The 15,304-nt window shown below is 74.3% G+C and carries 16 protein-coding genes; 9 read left to right on the top strand and 7 right to left on the bottom strand.

Annotated features, from left to right (window positions below; all coding sequences use genetic code 11):
* The first annotated feature begins 325 nt into the window (after window positions 1-325).
* Window positions 326-2,050 (top strand): carbohydrate-binding module family 20 domain-containing protein, encoded by a 1,725-nt coding sequence (locus ABT093_RS22405; RefSeq protein WP_350566904.1) that lies wholly within the window; start codon window positions 326-328, stop codon window positions 2,048-2,050.
* A 59-nt stretch (window positions 2,051-2,109) separates the two neighbouring features.
* Here ABT093_RS22405 and ABT093_RS22400 read toward each other — a convergent pair whose 3' ends face one another.
* Window positions 2,110-2,853 (bottom strand): SDR family oxidoreductase, encoded by a 744-nt coding sequence (locus ABT093_RS22400; RefSeq protein ID WP_350566902.1) that lies wholly within the window; start codon window positions 2,851-2,853, stop codon window positions 2,110-2,112.
* Window positions 2,854-3,238: 385 nt separating this feature from the next.
* On the opposite strand from ABT093_RS22400, the gene ABT093_RS22395 reads away from it, so the two are divergent.
* Together ABT093_RS22395 and ABT093_RS22390 are read left to right on the top strand one after the other, a co-directional pair.
* A complete protein-coding gene (locus ABT093_RS22395) occupies window positions 3,239-4,363 on the top strand; it encodes an alpha/beta hydrolase (protein WP_350566899.1) in 1,125 nt (374 codons plus the stop codon).
* A gap of 283 nt (window positions 4,364-4,646) precedes the next feature.
* The gene (locus ABT093_RS22390) at window positions 4,647-5,411 is read left to right on the top strand and encodes a hemerythrin domain-containing protein (protein ID WP_350566897.1); all 765 of its coding nucleotides are present in this window, start codon (window positions 4,647-4,649) and stop codon (window positions 5,409-5,411) included.
* 116 nt (window positions 5,412-5,527) lie between these two features.
* Here the strand turns inward: ABT093_RS22390 and ABT093_RS22385 are convergent, their stop codons facing one another.
* Complete coding sequence (locus tag ABT093_RS22385; RefSeq protein ID WP_350566895.1) at window positions 5,528-7,054, bottom strand: FAD-dependent monooxygenase; 1,527 nt, start codon at window positions 7,052-7,054, stop codon at window positions 5,528-5,530.
* A 110-nt stretch (window positions 7,055-7,164) separates the two neighbouring features.
* On the opposite strand from ABT093_RS22385, the gene ABT093_RS22380 reads away from it, so the two are divergent.
* Both ABT093_RS22380 and ABT093_RS22375 read left to right on the top strand, forming a co-directional pair.
* Entirely contained in the window at window positions 7,165-7,821 is a 657-nt protein-coding gene (locus ABT093_RS22380) for a TetR/AcrR family transcriptional regulator C-terminal domain-containing protein (RefSeq protein WP_350566893.1), read from the top strand.
* 116 nt (window positions 7,822-7,937) lie between these two features.
* The gene (locus tag ABT093_RS22375) at window positions 7,938-8,381 is read left to right on the top strand and encodes a hypothetical protein (RefSeq protein ID WP_350566890.1); all 444 of its coding nucleotides are present in this window, start codon (window positions 7,938-7,940) and stop codon (window positions 8,379-8,381) included.
* An 87-nt stretch (window positions 8,382-8,468) separates the two neighbouring features.
* Here the strand turns inward: ABT093_RS22375 and ABT093_RS22370 are convergent, their stop codons facing one another.
* Window positions 8,469-9,071 (bottom strand): DUF6891 domain-containing protein, encoded by a 603-nt coding sequence (locus tag ABT093_RS22370; RefSeq protein WP_350566888.1) that lies wholly within the window; start codon window positions 9,069-9,071, stop codon window positions 8,469-8,471.
* Between the two features lie 102 nt (window positions 9,072-9,173).
* On the opposite strand from ABT093_RS22370, the gene ABT093_RS22365 reads away from it, so the two are divergent.
* Complete coding sequence (locus tag ABT093_RS22365; RefSeq protein WP_350566886.1) at window positions 9,174-10,136, top strand: DUF1152 domain-containing protein; 963 nt, start codon at window positions 9,174-9,176, stop codon at window positions 10,134-10,136.
* A gap of 72 nt (window positions 10,137-10,208) precedes the next feature.
* Here the strand turns inward: ABT093_RS22365 and ABT093_RS22360 are convergent, their stop codons facing one another.
* Window positions 10,209-10,754 carry an FHA domain-containing protein gene (locus ABT093_RS22360; protein WP_350566883.1) on the bottom strand — a complete coding sequence of 182 codons (546 nt, stop codon included), beginning with the start codon at window positions 10,752-10,754 and terminating at the stop codon, window positions 10,209-10,211.
* A gap of 180 nt (window positions 10,755-10,934) precedes the next feature.
* Entirely contained in the window at window positions 10,935-11,495 is a 561-nt protein-coding gene (locus ABT093_RS22355; protein ID WP_350566881.1) for a DUF1697 domain-containing protein, read from the bottom strand.
* Between the two features lie 86 nt (window positions 11,496-11,581).
* On the opposite strand from ABT093_RS22355, the gene ABT093_RS22350 reads away from it, so the two are divergent.
* Window positions 11,582-12,052: a pyridoxamine 5'-phosphate oxidase family protein gene (locus tag ABT093_RS22350; RefSeq protein WP_350566879.1), complete on the top strand. Its 471-nt coding sequence runs from the start codon at window positions 11,582-11,584 to the stop codon at window positions 12,050-12,052.
* 27 nt (window positions 12,053-12,079) lie between these two features.
* Here ABT093_RS22350 and ABT093_RS22345 read toward each other — a convergent pair whose 3' ends face one another.
* Complete coding sequence (locus tag ABT093_RS22345) at window positions 12,080-12,436, bottom strand: arsenate reductase family protein (protein ID WP_350566877.1); 357 nt, start codon at window positions 12,434-12,436, stop codon at window positions 12,080-12,082.
* Window positions 12,437-12,590: 154 nt separating this feature from the next.
* Here ABT093_RS22345 and ABT093_RS22340 point away from each other — a divergent pair, with 154 nt between their 5' ends.
* Window positions 12,591-13,808 (top strand): cytochrome P450, encoded by a 1,218-nt coding sequence (locus tag ABT093_RS22340; protein WP_350566875.1) that lies wholly within the window; start codon window positions 12,591-12,593, stop codon window positions 13,806-13,808.
* Here the strand turns inward: ABT093_RS22340 and ABT093_RS22335 are convergent.
* Window positions 13,795-14,433: an exonuclease gene (locus tag ABT093_RS22335; protein ID WP_350566873.1), complete on the bottom strand. Its 639-nt coding sequence runs from the start codon at window positions 14,431-14,433 to the stop codon at window positions 13,795-13,797. The two genes, ABT093_RS22340 and ABT093_RS22335, sit on opposite strands and share 14 nt — an antisense overlap.
* Before the next feature lie 202 nt (window positions 14,434-14,635).
* Between ABT093_RS22335 and ABT093_RS22330 the strand changes: the two genes are divergently transcribed.
* A complete protein-coding gene (locus tag ABT093_RS22330; protein WP_350566870.1) occupies window positions 14,636-15,085 on the top strand; it encodes a pyridoxamine 5'-phosphate oxidase family protein in 450 nt (149 codons plus the stop codon).
* Window positions 15,086-15,304: the final 219 nt, after the last annotated feature.

Here is a 15,304-nt window from a genome sequence, read left to right as displayed (position 1 = left end):
TCGGCCTACGCCGGCCAGACGGTGACCCTCAAGTTCAACGGCACCGAGGACGCGTCGCTGCAGACCAGCTTCGTGATCGACGACACCTCGATCGCCACGAGCTGACCCGGCGCCGGTGGAACCGGCGACAACCAGGTGAGACAGGGGCAGGGCCCGGCGGGTGCGACCGCCGGGCCCTGTGTCGTGCGCGGGCCGGTGCGCGGGGTATTGACGGCCCCCGGTCGGGCCTCTAGGTTCGGCGCTGCAAGTTTCTGAAACGTTTCAGCAAGCTTTCACGCGTGGTTCCCGGGCTGCCCCCACCTCAGCCACCCCCTCAGGAGACAACGTGGTCACCCCTGCTCGCGCAGTCGGCGCGCTCACCGCCTCGGCGGCCCTCGCGCTCTCCCTCACCGCCGCCCTCGGCGCCGCCCCCGCCGCCCGGGCCGCCCCGCCCGGCAACGGCAGGGACGTCACGGCGACGCTCTTCGAGTGGCGCTTCGACTCGGTCGCCAAGGCCTGCACCGACACCCTCGGCCCCAAGGGCTACGGCTTCGTCGAGGTCTCGCCGCCCCAGGAGCACATCCAGGGCGGCCAGTGGTGGACCTCCTACCAGCCGGTCAGCTACAAGATCGCCGGGCGCCTCGGCGACCGGACGGCCTTCAAGCGCATGATCGACACCTGCCACGCGGCCGGCGTCAAGGTGATCGCCGACTCGGTGATCAACCACATGTCCGCGGGCTCCGGCACCGGCACCGGCGGCACCGGCTACGGCAAGTACACCTACCCCGGCTTCTACCAGGACTGGGACTTCCACTCCTGCCGCACCGCGATCGGCAACAACTACGGCGACCGCTCCACCGTGCAGAACTGCGAGCTGGTCAACCTCGCCGACCTGGACACCGGCAGCGCCTACGTCCAGCAGACCGTCGCCCGCTACCTCGACGACCTGGCCTCGCTCGGCGTCGACGGCTACCGGATCGACGCCGCCAAGCACATCGCCGCCGCCGACCTCGCCGCCATCAAGGCCAGGACGGCCAAGCCCCAGGCCTACTGGGTGCAGGAGGTCATCTACGGCGCCGGCGAGCCGGTCCAGCCCTCCGAGTACACCGGCACCGGCGACGTCGACGAGTTCCGCTCCGGCACCTGGCTGAAGAGCGCCTTCCAGGGCGGCCGGCTCGCCGACCTCTCCGGCTGGGGCAGCGGCCTGCTGCCCACCGACAAGGCCCGCACCTTCGTCGACAACTGGGACACCGAGCGCAACGGCTCCACGCTGACCCACAAGGACGGCTCGACGTACACCCTGGCCAACGTCTTCATGCTGGCCCACCCGTACGGCTCGCCCAACGTGTACTCCGGCTACGCCTTCACCGGCCACGACGACGGCCCGCCGAACGGCGGCACCGTGAACGCCTGCTACCAGGACGGCTGGAACTGCACCCACGCCTGGCGGCAGGTGGCCAACATGGTCGGCTTCCGCAACGCGGTGGCCGGCACCGGGCTCACCGACTGGTGGTCCAACAGCAACAACGCGATCGCCTTCGGCCGGGGCGGCAAGGGCTTCGTGGCGGTCAACCGGGAGAGCGGGCCGATCACCCGGACCTTCCAGACCTCGCTGCCGGCCGGCTCCTACTGCGACGTCCAGCACGGCGACCCGGCGGCCGGCGGCTGCACCGGCCCGTCCTACACGGTCGGCTCGGACGGGCGGTTCACCGCGACCGTCGGCGCGGGCGACGCCGTCGCGCTGTACGTCGGCGCGCCCGGTGGTGGCACGGCGGTCACCGGCGGGGCCTCCTTCGCCGTCGGCGCGACCACCGTCTACGGGCAGAACATCCACCTCGTCGGCGACAACGCCGCGCTCGGCAACTGGAACACGGCCGGTGCGCTGCCGCTCTCGTCGGCCGCCTACCCGCTCTGGAAGCTCGACGTGGCGATGCCCGCCGGTACGTCCTTCGAGTACAAGTACATCCGCAAGGACGCCTCGGGCGCCGTCACCTGGGAGTCCGGCGCCAACCGGACCGCGACCGTGCCGGCCTCGGGCCAGGTGACGCTGAACGACACCTGGCGCCCGTAGCCGCCGCTCGATCAGGGGCCCTCGTCTCCGGCGGGACGGGGGCCCGTCGCCGTTCCGGCTCAGCCGCGGCCGACGTAGGGCATCGCGCTCGCCATGACCGTCGCGAACTGCACATTCGCCTCCAGCGGCAGCTCCGCCATGTGCCGCACCGTGCGGGCCACGTCGGCGACGTCCATCGTCGGCTCCACGGCGATCCGGCCGTCCGCCTGCGGCACGCCGCTGCTCATCGCGGCCGTCATCTCGGTGGCGGCGTTGCCGATGTCGATCTGCCCGCAGGCGATCCGGTACGGACGGCCGTCCAGGGAGAGGGACTTGGTCAGCCCGGTGACGGCGTGCTTGGTCGCGGTGTACGCGGCCGAGCGCGGGCGCGGGGCGTGCGCGGAGATCGAGCCGTTGTTGATGATCCGCCCGCCCTGCGGCCGCTGCGCCCGCATCTGCCGGAACGCGGCGCGGGCGCAGAGGAAGGCGCCGGTGAGGTTGAGGTCGACCACCGCCCGCCACTCGTCGACGTCCAGCTCGTCCACGGTGGCCGCGGTGCCGAACGTCCCGGCGTTGTTGAACAGCAGGTCGACCCGCCCGAAGCGTTCGACCGCGGCCCCGAACAGCGCGTCCACGGCCCCCGGATCGGTGACATCGGTCGGCACGGCGGCCGTCTGCGCGCCACTCATCCGGGCGGTCTCCCGCAAGGCCTCCTCCCGCCGCCCGGCGAGCACCAGCCGCCACCCCCCGGCGGCGAGTTCGAGCGCCACGGCCCGCCCGATGCCGCTTCCGGCTCCGGTGACGACGGCGATGCGTTCCGACATGGCGGGCTCCTCGGGTCGGTCGGGTGCTCCGATCGTGACGGATCCGGGCCCCGGAGTCACCCGTGCCCGGTCTCGTGCCCGGCCTCGCGCCCGGCGGTCCGGGCGGACCCCGTCGAGTGGCGGGGACGGGGGCCCGCCGGTTGGGAGGGGTGGGCCGGGGGCTTTACCCGATCGGGAGCAAACATTGGATCGGTGCTGGCCAACGCGCAACCGGGGTGTGGCGGGGCACGTCATAAGATCGCAGGACGGCGCGCCTCCGTGAGGGCGGCGCGCGGTCTCCCGGGGGTCCCGCACTCAGTCGTGCCCCGGGTCTGTCCGGCCCCACCCGGGGGCCGCCGCCCGGCTCCGTGGGAGCGGGCGTGACACCGGTCGGAGAGTTCTCACCGTGCAGCCGCAGTCCTCCCGTTTCCGCGCCGTGCTGACCGGCGCCACCGCGTTCACCCTGGCCGCCGCGCTGGCGGCCTGCGGCAGTTCGGACGGCGGGAACGCGGGGGCGTCGGGGGACGCGGCGAAGGGCGGGAGCGCCTCGCCGGCCTCGTCCTCCTCCTCGTCCTCGGCGGCCGGCTCCCCGTCGGCGGGTTCGGGCTCGCCCGCGGCCACGCCCGCCCCGGCCACGACGGCGCCGGCCACGACCGCCGCGGCCACGACGGCGCCGCCCGCGGCGTCCGGCAAGGTGCTGATGCCCACCGGCCCGCAGGCCGCGTTCAGCAAGGCCAGGGACACCGCCGCCGGTCAGATCATGATGACCACGCTGACCGGTCCGAAGTCCGGGGTCACCGGCAAGGTGTGGGTCTGGCTCCCGCCGGAGTACAACGACCCCAAGTACGCGAGGACCGGCTTCCCGGTGCTCACCCTGTACGCGGGCGGTCAGAGCGCCGGCTACAACACCTGGACCGACAACCAGCTGCCGATCCAGGAGATCGACGCCGACCTCGTCAAGCAGGGCAAGGCGCACCCGTTCATCATGATCATGCCGGTGCAGAACCTCGAATCCAACGAGGCCAAGGCCCTGGAGTGCGCCGACATCCCGGGCCAGCCCAGGATGGGCACCTGGATGGCCGAGGACATCCCCGACTTCGTCCGCGCCAACTTCCGCACCGTGAAGGGCCGCGACGGCTGGGGCCTGATGGGCGCCTCCACCGGCGCGTTCTGCAGCGCCAAGCTGGCCCTGCAGCATCCGGAGACCTTCAAGGCCGCCGTCCCGATCGACGGCTACTTCAACCCCGACTCGCCGCTCTGGAAGGGACACGAGGCCGAGCGCCAGGCCAACAGCCCGGAGCTGCTGGTCGCCCAGGGCAAGTCCGACGTGCGGATGCTGGCCACCGCCGGCGGCGCCAACGCGTACGAGACCAAGCTGGTCAAGGCCTGGGTCGCCAAGGCCGTGCCGCCGCTCACCGTCGAGTACTACGAGCAGCCCGGCGGCAAGCACCTGACCACCGACTTCAAGAAGATGATCCCGGACACCCTGCAGTGGCTCAGCAAGAACCTCGCGGGGCCGCAGGGCGACTGAGCCCGCAGGGGCCGGGAACGGGCGGGGCTCGGCGGATCGCCGGGCCCCGCCGGCCTTCGCCGACCGCCCGGACGAGCCCTCGTCCTGATGCGCGGGACGGTCGCGCCGGAATGTTGCGCCGCGTTTGCCCGGGCGCCTGCCGGAGCGGGTCGAACGGCCGCTGAGCTGCACGTCAATCGGACATTGATTCGCCTCTGATGTCCTCTCATCACTGTGGTGGGAGCGCCAGCCCGCCCGTTGTGTCAGGTCGAGCCAAGCCCGGCCCAAGCGTGAAGAGAGTGCCATGCCCAGCTACCTGCTGCCCGTAGCGTCCCCCGTGTCGCCGGCCGTGCCCGCCCAGGGCGGCCCCGCGCACGAGCGCATCGTCGACGAGGAACCGCAGGCCGTCCGCTTCGCCGGACTGCGGCTGGTGCACGCCGCGCTCCGCCGGGACCTCGCCAGGCTGCCCAACGCGCTGCGACTGCTGCAGCCCGACGAGGACGAGAAGGGGGCCGCGCTCCTGCGGCACTGGACCTTCGTCACCGCCATGCTGACCTGCCACCACGAGCAGCAGGACACCCGGATCTGGCCGATCGTGCGCCGGTTCGCGCCCGAGCTGCGGCTGCTGCTGAACTGGCTGGAGGCGGACCACCACAACCTCGACCACTCGTTCACCCGGGTCACCACCCTGGTGCGGATCGCCAGCCGGGACACCGGCTCGGTCTGGCCGGTGGCCTACGCCATCGAGGACCTGGCGGCCCGGCTGGAGACCCACCTGCGGATCGAGGAGCGCCAGCTGCTGCCGCGGATGGAGCGGGTCTTCGCGGAGAACTCGCGGGTCGGCAGCCTGCCCGAGCTGCTGGACGTGCTGGTCTCGGCCGACGGCCCGGGCAGTCCGGACGCGCTCGCCTGGCTGCTGGACGGCGTCGAGCCGGCGGTGGTCGAGCGGCTGCTCGCCGATTGCGACGACATGGTGGCCCGGCACTGGCCGCACTGGCAGGCCACCTACCAGCGGTGCACGGCGCCGCTGTGGGGGGCGCCCGGCGCCTGGGACGCGGCGGGCGAGTGAGCGCCGGGTCTTTCGCGGGTCGTTGATCTACGCGCGTGGCATATGCCGGCGGCGTATGCCTGGACGGTGGGTGGGGTGTGGCTTGTGGTCCGTGGCCCGCGGTCCGGGCGCGGGTCTCAGCGCAGGCCGAAGCGGGCCAGGTAGCCCGGCAGGTCGGCCGGGTCGTGGGTGGCCAGGCCCAGGTAGCCGTCCGGCCGGACGACGAACAGGCCCGGCCCGTAGGTCCGTTCCGCGAGGCCGCCGTCGACGCGGTGTCCGCGCACCGCGGCGGGCAGTCGCGGCAGCGGGCGGCCGATCGCGAGCACGGTGACGTGCGGGCCGCGGAAGAGCTCGAAGAGCCGGCGCCCGGCCATGGCGTTCACCGGCGCGCCGTCCGGTTCGGCACCGTCCAGCGGGGCGTCGGGGGCCCGCTCGCCGGCCCGCAGCGCGTCCTCGGGCAGGCCGGGGCGCGCCTCCACGGTCAGCGGGCCGTCCTCGTAGCCGAGGCCGAGCTGCTCGGTGCGCGGGCCGCGCCGCAGTCCGCCGGCCCGGACGCCGCCCGCGCGGTGCAGCCGGGTGGAGATCTCCAGCACGTCGGCGGCGATCGGCAGCCGCTCCTGCTCGTAGCTGTCCAGCAGCGCCTCGTCGGCGCCGTGCCGTAGCACCTGGCCGAGCTTCCAGCCCAGGTTGTAGGCGTCCTGGACACTGGTGTTGAGGCCCTGCCCGCCGGCCGGGGAGTGGATGTGCGCCGCGTCGCCGGCCAGGAAGACCCGGCCCTCGCGGAACCGCTCGGCGAGTGCCGCGCGCGGCCGGAACCCGGACGCCCAGTGCACGGCGCCGACGGCGGACTCCGGCAGGTGGGTGCGGGCCGCGATCGTCCGGCGCACGCCCTCCGCCGAGGCGTCGGGCTCCGCGCCGTCCTCGGCGCCGTCGCCGCCGTCCGCGGCGCCGAACTGGGCGAACAGCTGGAAGGCGGTGGTGCTCGGCAGCGGGCAGAGCAGCAGCGCACCGCCGGGCGCCTTCGGCCAGCAGTGCCAGTTCACGCGGTCCAGGCCGTCGATCTCGACGTCGGCGACCAGGGCGGGGCGCGGGTCGACCTGCTCGCCCGTCATCGCGATGCCCACCGCCCTGCGGACGGTGGAGCGCCCGCCGTCGGCGGCGACCAGGTAGCGGGCGGTCACCGTGCGGACGGTGCCGTCGGGGCCCGTCAGCCGGGCCTCGACCCGGTCGGGGTGCTGGTCGAGGCCGCTCAGCGCGGTGCCGAAGGCGACCTCGCCGCCGAGTTGGCGCAGCCGGTCGTGCAGCAGTTCCTGGGTGCGCCACTGCGGGAGCATCCAGACCGCCGGGAACGGCACGGTCGGGTCCGGCCCGCGGGCCCCGACGAGGTCCCACTCGCCCTGCCGCTCGCCGTTCTCCCAGCTCAGCATGCGCGGGTAGGGGCGGCCGGCGGCGTGCACGGCGGCGAGCAGGCCGAGGTCCTCGAAGACCTCCTGGGTGCGGGGCTGGAGGCCCTTGCCGCGCGAGCCGGGGAACAGCGCCGGGGCCTGCTCGACGAGCAGCGCGCAGACCCCGCGCCGGGCCAGGTCGCAGGCGAGGGTCAGTCCGGTCGGCCCGGCGCCGACGATCAGGACGTCCGTACTGTTCCGGTTCTGGGCGTGCGCCATCGCACACTCTCCTTAACGTTGTTAAGTGGCGGACATCCGGAAGCATCGGCTTAACGGTGTTAAATTGTCAAGGCTGGAACGAGAGCAGCCGCCGTGGAGGAGAGCGCGACATGCCGCCGAAGCTGGACCGCGCCCAGGTGGTCGACACCGCCCTGCGCCTGCTCGACGAGACCGGGCTGGACGGGCTCACCCTGCGCCGGATCGCCACCGAGCTGGACGTCAAGGCCCCCGCGCTGTACTGGCACTTCGCCAACAAGCAGGCGCTGCTCGACGAGATGGCCACCGAGATGCTCCGCCGGATGTCGGCCGGGTCGCCCGAGCTCCCGGACGACTGGCGGGAGGCGCTCGCCGGCACCTGCCGCACCCTGCGCGACGGGCTGCTCGGCTACCGGGACGGCGCCAAGGTCTTCAGCGGCACCCGGCTCACCGACTCCGGGCACACCGGCGGGCAGCACGCCCTGCTCGCCGTCTTCGACCGGGCGGGCTTCGCCCTCGCCGACGCCGTGCTGGCCCTCACCACCGCGTACGCGTTCACCATCGGTTTCGTCATCGAGGAGCAGGCCGTCCACCCGGTGCCGGGGGAGCGGGCACCCGGCTACGACCCGGACCGGCGGGCCGCCGGCATCGACCCCGAGTACGCCCTCGCCGCCGCCGCGGGCCGGGAGATCTTCGGCGACTTCGAGCAGCGCTTCGAACGCGGTCTGGCGATCGTCGTGGCCGGCGTCGGAGCCTCGCTGAAGCCTTTGTCAACTCCCTCCGCCCCCTAGGGGTTTACCCCCGCCCGGCCGGGTGGTGGCGGGTCGCGGAATCCGGGATGGGCCAGGGGCCGGGTACCGCCGGGGGCCGATGCCCGGCACCCCGGTGCCCGCCTACCGTCGGTGCCATGACCAGCGTGCCCGCCGCTCGCCACCAGGATGACCGCCCGGCTCCACGTCCGACCCGTCGCCCCGGCCCGTCGCCCCGGCCCGGCCGGCGCCGGGTACCGGCCGTCCGCACGGCCGCCCTCGCGGCCGGCGCCGTGCTGCTCCTCGGCGCCGGCCTCACCGCGTGCAAGGGCGGCGTCTCGGTCTGCCTCGACGACATCAGCTGCACCGTCACCGTCCGCACCGACTCCTCCGAGGCCGCCAACACCATCGAGGTCTTCGGCAGCGGCAAGACCCTCTGGCTGACCGTCGGCCGGATCACCGACACCACGGCCGAGGTCAGGCTCGGCGACGAGACCAGGACCCTCACCGAGGACAAGGCGACCGTCATCGGCGCCGTGACGGTCACCCTGCGCCACGCGAACGCGCGCGAGCACAGCGCCGAACTCCAGGTCGTCCGCTGACCGTTGCCCGCCGCCGCCGTCTGCCGTCTGCCGTCTGCCGTCTGCCGGCCGTCGTCCGCCGTCCCGGGAAGGGGTGGCGAGCGACCGCTACTCCGGCAGGCGGTTGAGCCAGCTGATCGGCGTGACCGCGATCGCCGTCTCCGGTGAGCCGTCCCACTCCACCGGAAGCCCGGCCGCCGTCAGCGCCGCGGCGACGTCGCGGCCCACCCCGGCCGTCCGCCGCACGGCCGCCTCCGTCGGCTCGCCGTCCACCTGGAACCCGCCGTACCGCAGCATCAACCCGCCGCCCGCGGCGGCCCGTTCGGTGTCCTGCTGATGGAAGAACACGAACCCGCGCGAGTCCTCGTCGGCCTCGCCCCCGATCTCGGCGTAGCCGCAGCCCGCGCAGCAGGTGAAGTCCATCGCGGCGACGATGCCCAGCTCCTCCAGGGCGTCGAAGGCGGCCTCCAGCCGGTCGACGTCGGTCGTCTCCGGCCAGGCGGCCTGCTCCCGCAGACGCTCCTGCCACAGCGGAGCGACGATCCGCTCCGCCTCCTCCACCGTCAGTCCCTGGTCGTCGAGGTCCTCGGCCAGGGACTCGGCTATCTCGTCCGGCTCCTGGAAGCCGCACCGGATCAGCTCGCGGGCCCGCTCCTCGGCGTCCCGCAGTACCTCGGCGGCAAGGGTGCTCTGCACGGTGTCCTGGTCCATGCCCGCATCCAAGCACCCGCCACTGACACTGGTGCCGCCGACGACCCGGCCCGTCCGATCGCCGCCTGCCGCGGCCCGCGACCGCAGTGCTACCGTCCCCCGGTGACCTCCCTTCTCCAGCCCCCGCTGATCACCCGTCTGCTCGCCGCCGAGCGCATCCTGATCGCCGGCGCGGGCGGCGGATTCGACGTCTACGCGGGCCTGCCGCTCGCCCTCGCCCTGCGCGCGGCCGGCAAGGAGGTGCACCTCGCCAACCTCTCCTTCAGCGCGCTCGACGCCCTGCCCGCCGAGGTCTGGCAGGAGCCCGACCTGGCCCTCGTCGGTCCCGACACCCCCGCCCCCGAGGGCTACTTCCCGGAGCGGACGCTGGCCCGCTGGCTCCGGCTGCACGGCATGCCCGAGGCGGTCTGGGCGTTCCCGCGGACCGGCGTGCAGCCGCTGCGCGCCGCCTACCGGGCCCTGGCCGGCCGGCTCGGGATCGACGCCGTCCTGCTGGTCGACGGCGGCACCGACATCCTGATGCGCGGCGACGAGGCGGGCCTCGGCACGCCCGAGGAGGACATGGCCAGCCTCGCCGCGGTCGCCGGCCTGACCGAGGTCCCGGAGCGCCTGGTCGCCTGCCTCGGCTTCGGCATCGACGCCTACCACGGCGTCAACCACGCGCTGGTGCTGGAGAACCTGGCCGCGCTCGAACGGGCCGGCGGCTACCTCGGCGCCTTCTCGGTCCCGCGCGACAGCCGCGAGGGCGTGCTCTACCTGGACGCCGTCGAGCACGCCCGGGCGGCGTTCCCGGCGCACCCGAGCATCGTCCAGGGCTCGGTGGCGGCCGCGCTGCGCGGCGAGTTCGGCGACGTCCGGTTCACCGCCCGGACCAGCAACAGCACGCTCTTCGTCAATCCGCTGATGACGCTCTACTTCGGCGTCACGGTGGAGGCGCTGGCCGGCGAGCACCGCTACCTCGACCGGCTGGAGGAGACCGTGCTGATGCGTCAGATAGCGAGCACCATCGGCGAGTTCCAGGACTCGCTGCCCGCCCAGCGCCCGCCCCGCCAGTTCCCGCACTGACAGCCGGGCACCGACGGTCCCGGCGGCGGCGGGGCGGCCGGGGCCGCGCGGCCCGGACCGGCGCCGCGGGGCTCAGGCCGAGGCGAGCCGGAACTCCAGGTTGCCGAACCGCACCTGGTCGCCCGCCCGGACCCGCACCCCGCCGACGATCCGGAACCCGTTCACGTGGGTGCCGTTGGTCGACCCGAGGTCGTACAGCACCCAGCCGTCGCCCTCCCGGCGCAGCTCGGCGTGGTGCCGGGAGACCGACGCGTCGTTCAGCCGCAGCCCCGACCCGGGGATCCTGCCGATCGTCAACTGCCCGGACCCGGCCTCCGGGAGGCTCAGTCCCGGCAGCCGCTCGGAGCGCCACGCCTCGCCCAGCCGCACCCCGAACGCGGAGACCCGCCCCACCGCGCGCAGCGCGAAGCGTCCCACCGGGTTCCCGGCCGGCAGGTCCGCCATCACCGCGTTCAGCTCGGCGCGGCTGCCCGCGTGGAGGACGAGGTCGAGCCGCCCGAGAAAGGTGTCGTGCGACAGCCGGCCGTTCCCCGCGCCCTCCCGCAGCACCCCGAGCGCCCGTTCCCGCTCGGCCTCGGACGGCCTGACCACCCGGGTCCGGTTCTCACGCGACATCATGGACCGATTCTCGGCCGCCCCCGCCGACCTGTCCAGATTCCCCGGACCGCCACTCCATCAGGAAGCCCGCACCCACCACTAGCCGCCCGCCGCCCGGCCTCCCGCCGGCCGGCCGTACCGCCCCCGCGGCGCGGACCGGGCGGTGGTGCCAGCGGGGTCTCCGGGGGGGCGTGGGCGGCGTCAGGCCTTCCGGGCGGCGGCGAGGATCTTGGCCGTGGTGTGCAGGAAGCGCGAGGTGACCGAGCCCCGGTAGGACTTCCCGAAGAGCGCACCGCTGGTGACCCACTTGCCGTTCTTCAGGTGCACCACCACGTACGCGGTACCGGGGTCGGCGCCGATCACCTCGTAGTCGCCCTTCGGCGAGGTGTAGGGGACCGGGAAGTCGGCGGGCAGCGGCTCGGAGAGGAAGTTCACCGTGAGCCGGACGTCCGGGGTGACCTCGACACCCGCGAAGGGCTCGGCGTCCAGCACCGCCTGCACTTCGTCCACCGTGCGCAGCAGCACCGGCACCGGGAAGCCCAGCCGCTCCTCCAGGTGGTGCTCGATCCGCTCGGTGAGCGCGGCCCGCCCCGCCGCGCCGGCGGCCGGGGCGGTGAAGAAGACGTTGCCGCTCTGGATGTAGGAGCCGACGCGTTCCAGGCCCAGCTCGCCGAACAGCGCGCGCAGGCGCTCCATCCTCACCGTCCGGCCGCCGACGTTCACGGCCCGCAGGAAGGCGATGTAGGTGGTGGTAGTGGTCACCCGGCCAGTGTGGCACCGGGCACCGACACCGGGCACGGCACCGGCACCGGACGGCGGTCGTCGGCGCCCGGTGCCACACTGGCGCCATGGCTACCTGGCAGGATTTCGAGCACGAGGCACCGGACCTGGCCCCCGCCGTACGGGCCCGCTTCGAGGCCAACAAGCACCACGTCCTGGCGACGCTCCGCAGCGACGGCTCGCCCCGGGTGAGCGGCATCGAGGTGGACTTCGTCGGGGCCGACCTGATGCTCGGGTCGATGCTCGGCGCGGTCAAGGCCCTCGACCTGCGCCGCGACCCCCGCTTCGCGCTGCACAGCAACCCGAGCGACGAGACGCTGGCCGACGGCGACTCCAAGCTGTCCGGCCGGGCCGTCGAGCTCACCGACGAGACGGACATCGCCGCCTACGAGGCCGAGCTGTCCGAGCCGCCGCCCGGCCCGTACCACGCCTTCCGGCTGGAGCTGGAGCAGGTCGTGCACACCACCGTCGAGGGGGACGCGGTGCGGATCAGCTCCTGGCGGCCTGGCGAGCCGGTGCGGCGGTTCGAGCGCCGCTGAGGGCCGCCGTCCCCGAGGGGCGGGGACTCAGGGCAGGACGGAGGACAGGGCCTCCGGGGTGCGGGCGACCACGGCGTGTCCGTCGTCCGCGGTGATGATCGGGCGCTGGATCAGGATCGGGTGCTCGGCCATCGCCGCGAGCCAGCGCGCGCGGTCGCCCGCCTCCCGGCCCCACTGCTTCATGCCGAGATCCTTGGCCACCTGCTCGTCGGTCCGGGTGATGTCCCACGGCTCCAGGCCGAGCCGCTCCAGCACCTGCTCCAGCTCGGCGACGCTCGGCGGGTCCTCCAGGTAGCGCCGCACGGTGTACGTGACACCCGCGCCGGTCAGCCCGTTCAGCGCGGTACGGCACTTCCCGCAGCGCGGGTTGATCCAGATCTCCATCCCGCCAGCCTACCGACCGTTCCCCGTCCGGCCGCCGCGCCCGCGTCGGGTGCCGCGCCGCAGGCGCCGACCGGCCGCCGCCCCCTGTCGGGAACTCCCCTCCGCCCGCCGACAGTTGTCCGTCCGGAGTAGGTTCCACGGAGGGGAAGGCCGGATGGACGGCGCGTCGATCATCGAGCAGCTCATGACCACCGAGGGGCGCGCGGACCCCTACCCGCTGTACGCGCGGGCGCACGAGCTGGGAGCGGCCGTCCCGGCGGGCCCCGGCGCGGTCCTGGCGGTCGGGCACGCCGCCGTCAACCAGGTGCTGCGCAACCCCGCCTTCGCCTTGGAGGACACCAGGGCCCTCGCCGCCAACAGCGCGGAGCTGCTCGCCCACCCCTCCGTCGTGCTGTTCGGCCGCTCGATCCTCCAGGCCAACGCCCCGGACCACGGCCGGGTGCGCTCGCTGATCGCCTCGGCCTTCAACGCCCGCCGGGTCGCCGCCCTGCGGCCGGCGGTCGGGGCCGCGGTGGTCCGGCTGCTGGACGAGCTGGCCGACCGGGGGGCGGACGGCTCGCCGGTGGACTTCATGGACGCCTTCGCCTTCCGCCTTCCGGTCGAGGTGATCTGCGAACTGCTCGGCGTCCCCGCCGCGGACCGCCACCGCTTCCGCGGCCTCGCCTCGGACCTCACCATCGCCCTGGAACTCGTCCAGGACCTCGGCGAACTGGCCGCGGCCGACGTGGCGGCCGAGGAACTCGCTGTCTACTTCGCGGAGTTGACCGCCGAGCGGCTGGCCCGCCCGACCGGCGACCTGGTCAGTGACCTGGCCCGGATCGCCGCCGACTCCCCGGACCGGATCTCCGGCGAGGAGTTGCTGAGCAACCTCGTCCTCCTCCTGGTGGCCGGCTTCGAGACCACCACCAACCTCCTCGGCAACGGCCTCGCCCTGCTCTTCCGCCACCCGGAGGCCGCCGAGGGCCTGCGCACCGGCGCCCTCGACCCCTCGCTCTTCACCGACGAGGTGCTGCGCTACGACTCCCCGGTCCAGCTGACCTCCCGGATCTCCACCGCCCCCGACCTCGCGGTGGCCGGAGTGCCCGCCCCGACCGGCACCGTGGTGTTCACCCTGCTGGGCGCCGCCAACCACGACCCGGCCCGCTACCCGCGCCCGGACCGCTTCGATCCCGCCCGCACCGACAGCCAGCCGCTCAGCTTCGGCGGCGGCCCGCACTTCTGCCTCGGCAGCCAACTCGCCCGTCTGGAGGCCGACATCGCCGTCCCGGCCCTCCTCGACCGGTTCCCCCGGCTCGCCCCCGGCGGCGTCCCCACCCGCCGCGACCGCCTGGTCCTGCGCGGCTACGAGACCCTCCCCGTCACCGTCCGCTGAGCGCGTCCGGCCCGTCCCACTCCATCACGTTGGCGAACAGCACGGCCTGCTCCCGGGCGTCGTCCAGCGCATGGTGGGTGTGGGGCAGGCCGGGCAGCAGCTCCGGCGGCATCGAGCGCTTGCCGATCCCGGCGAACGGCACGCCCGAGCGGGCCGCGTACAGCGTCTTCACGTCCAGGCACCCCGAGTGGCCGAACGGGCTGGAGCCGGTGAACCGGACCAGGTACCAGTGGAGGAACTGCCAGTCGTAGACGGCGGGATAGCCCACCATCACCGGCCGGTACCGCCGTCCGTCCGGGCCGGTGCGCAACTGCTCCAGCCAGCGTGTGAACTGGCCCATGGCGACGGCCGGATCGGTGCCGCCGGCGAGCAGCGCCGCCCGGTCGAGCCCGGAGACGGCCAGCGCCTCGGGCACCCACGTGTCGGACACCGGGCGCAGCTCCCGGTAGAAGCCCGCCGCCGAGGCCGGTGCCCGCCGGAAGCCGTCCGCGTCGTGCCAGCCGGCCGGCACCGCGCCGAAGCTGACCATCGAGTACGGGCCGGGGATCGGCCCGTCCGCCTCGACGTCCACCGACACGTACACCGTCGGCGTGACCTTGGCCGCCGCCCTGCTCCTCGTCCCCATGGGCCAAGTCTCTTTCCCCGGAGCGGCCGTGGCCACCGGTTTCGCGGGGCGAGATCACGGACGCGGGCACCGCGGCGTCGTGTGCGGCCCCTGAGCGCCGGTCTCCGTACCCCTTTCCGCGGCCGGTACGGAGGCGGGCCGCACGCGGTCCGCGAGAGGCTGTCACCCAACCGGCCGACCACCCCGACAGGAGCGACAGACCATGACCGCACCGCGCCCCCGCACCCTGCGCCGCCAGGACGCCGAGCACCGCCTCGCCCACGACGTCGACGTCTGGGTGTCCACGGCCTCGCCGACCGGCGTGCCGTACCTCGTCCCGCTCTCCTTCGACTGGGACGGCGAGGCGCTGCTGCTCGCCACCCCGACCGACAGCCCGACCGGTCGCAACCTCGCCGCCACCGGCACCGCCCGCCTCGCCCTGGGGCACACCCGGGACGTCTGCATGGTCGAGGGCGGGGTCGAGGTGTTCGGCATGGACGCCCTCCCGCCCGAGCACGCCGACCGCTTCGCCGCCCGGACCGGCTTCGACCCGCGCGCCTCCGCCGCGTCGTACAGCTGGTTCCGGGTCACGCCCCGCCGCGTGCAGGCCTGGCGCGAGGCGAACGAGATCGCCGGCCGCGAGCTGATGCGCGAGGGCCGCTGGCTCGACTGACCCGCACGACCGTCCCGCCCCGACCACCACCGCCCGGCTGCGCCCTCACCACCCTCCCGAGAGCCCCGGGGCCCCGGGGCCCCGGGGCCGGTGGGACGGCGGCCCGCCGCCCCACCGGCCCCGGAAGGATCGGCGGGAACAGGGGGTCCGGATCCGGTCCGAGCGCGGACTCGCCGGGCGATCGCCCACCCGGACGGTCGCACGTTCACGGATCAGCAG

The sequence above is a fragment of the Kitasatospora sp. NPDC002551 genome (genome assembly GCF_040296005.1).
Classification (GTDB): Bacteria; Actinomycetota; Actinomycetes; order Streptomycetales; family Streptomycetaceae; genus Kitasatospora.
The sequence above is the reverse complement of the archived record's forward strand: the minus strand, read 5'-3'. Positions and strand labels throughout refer to the sequence as shown.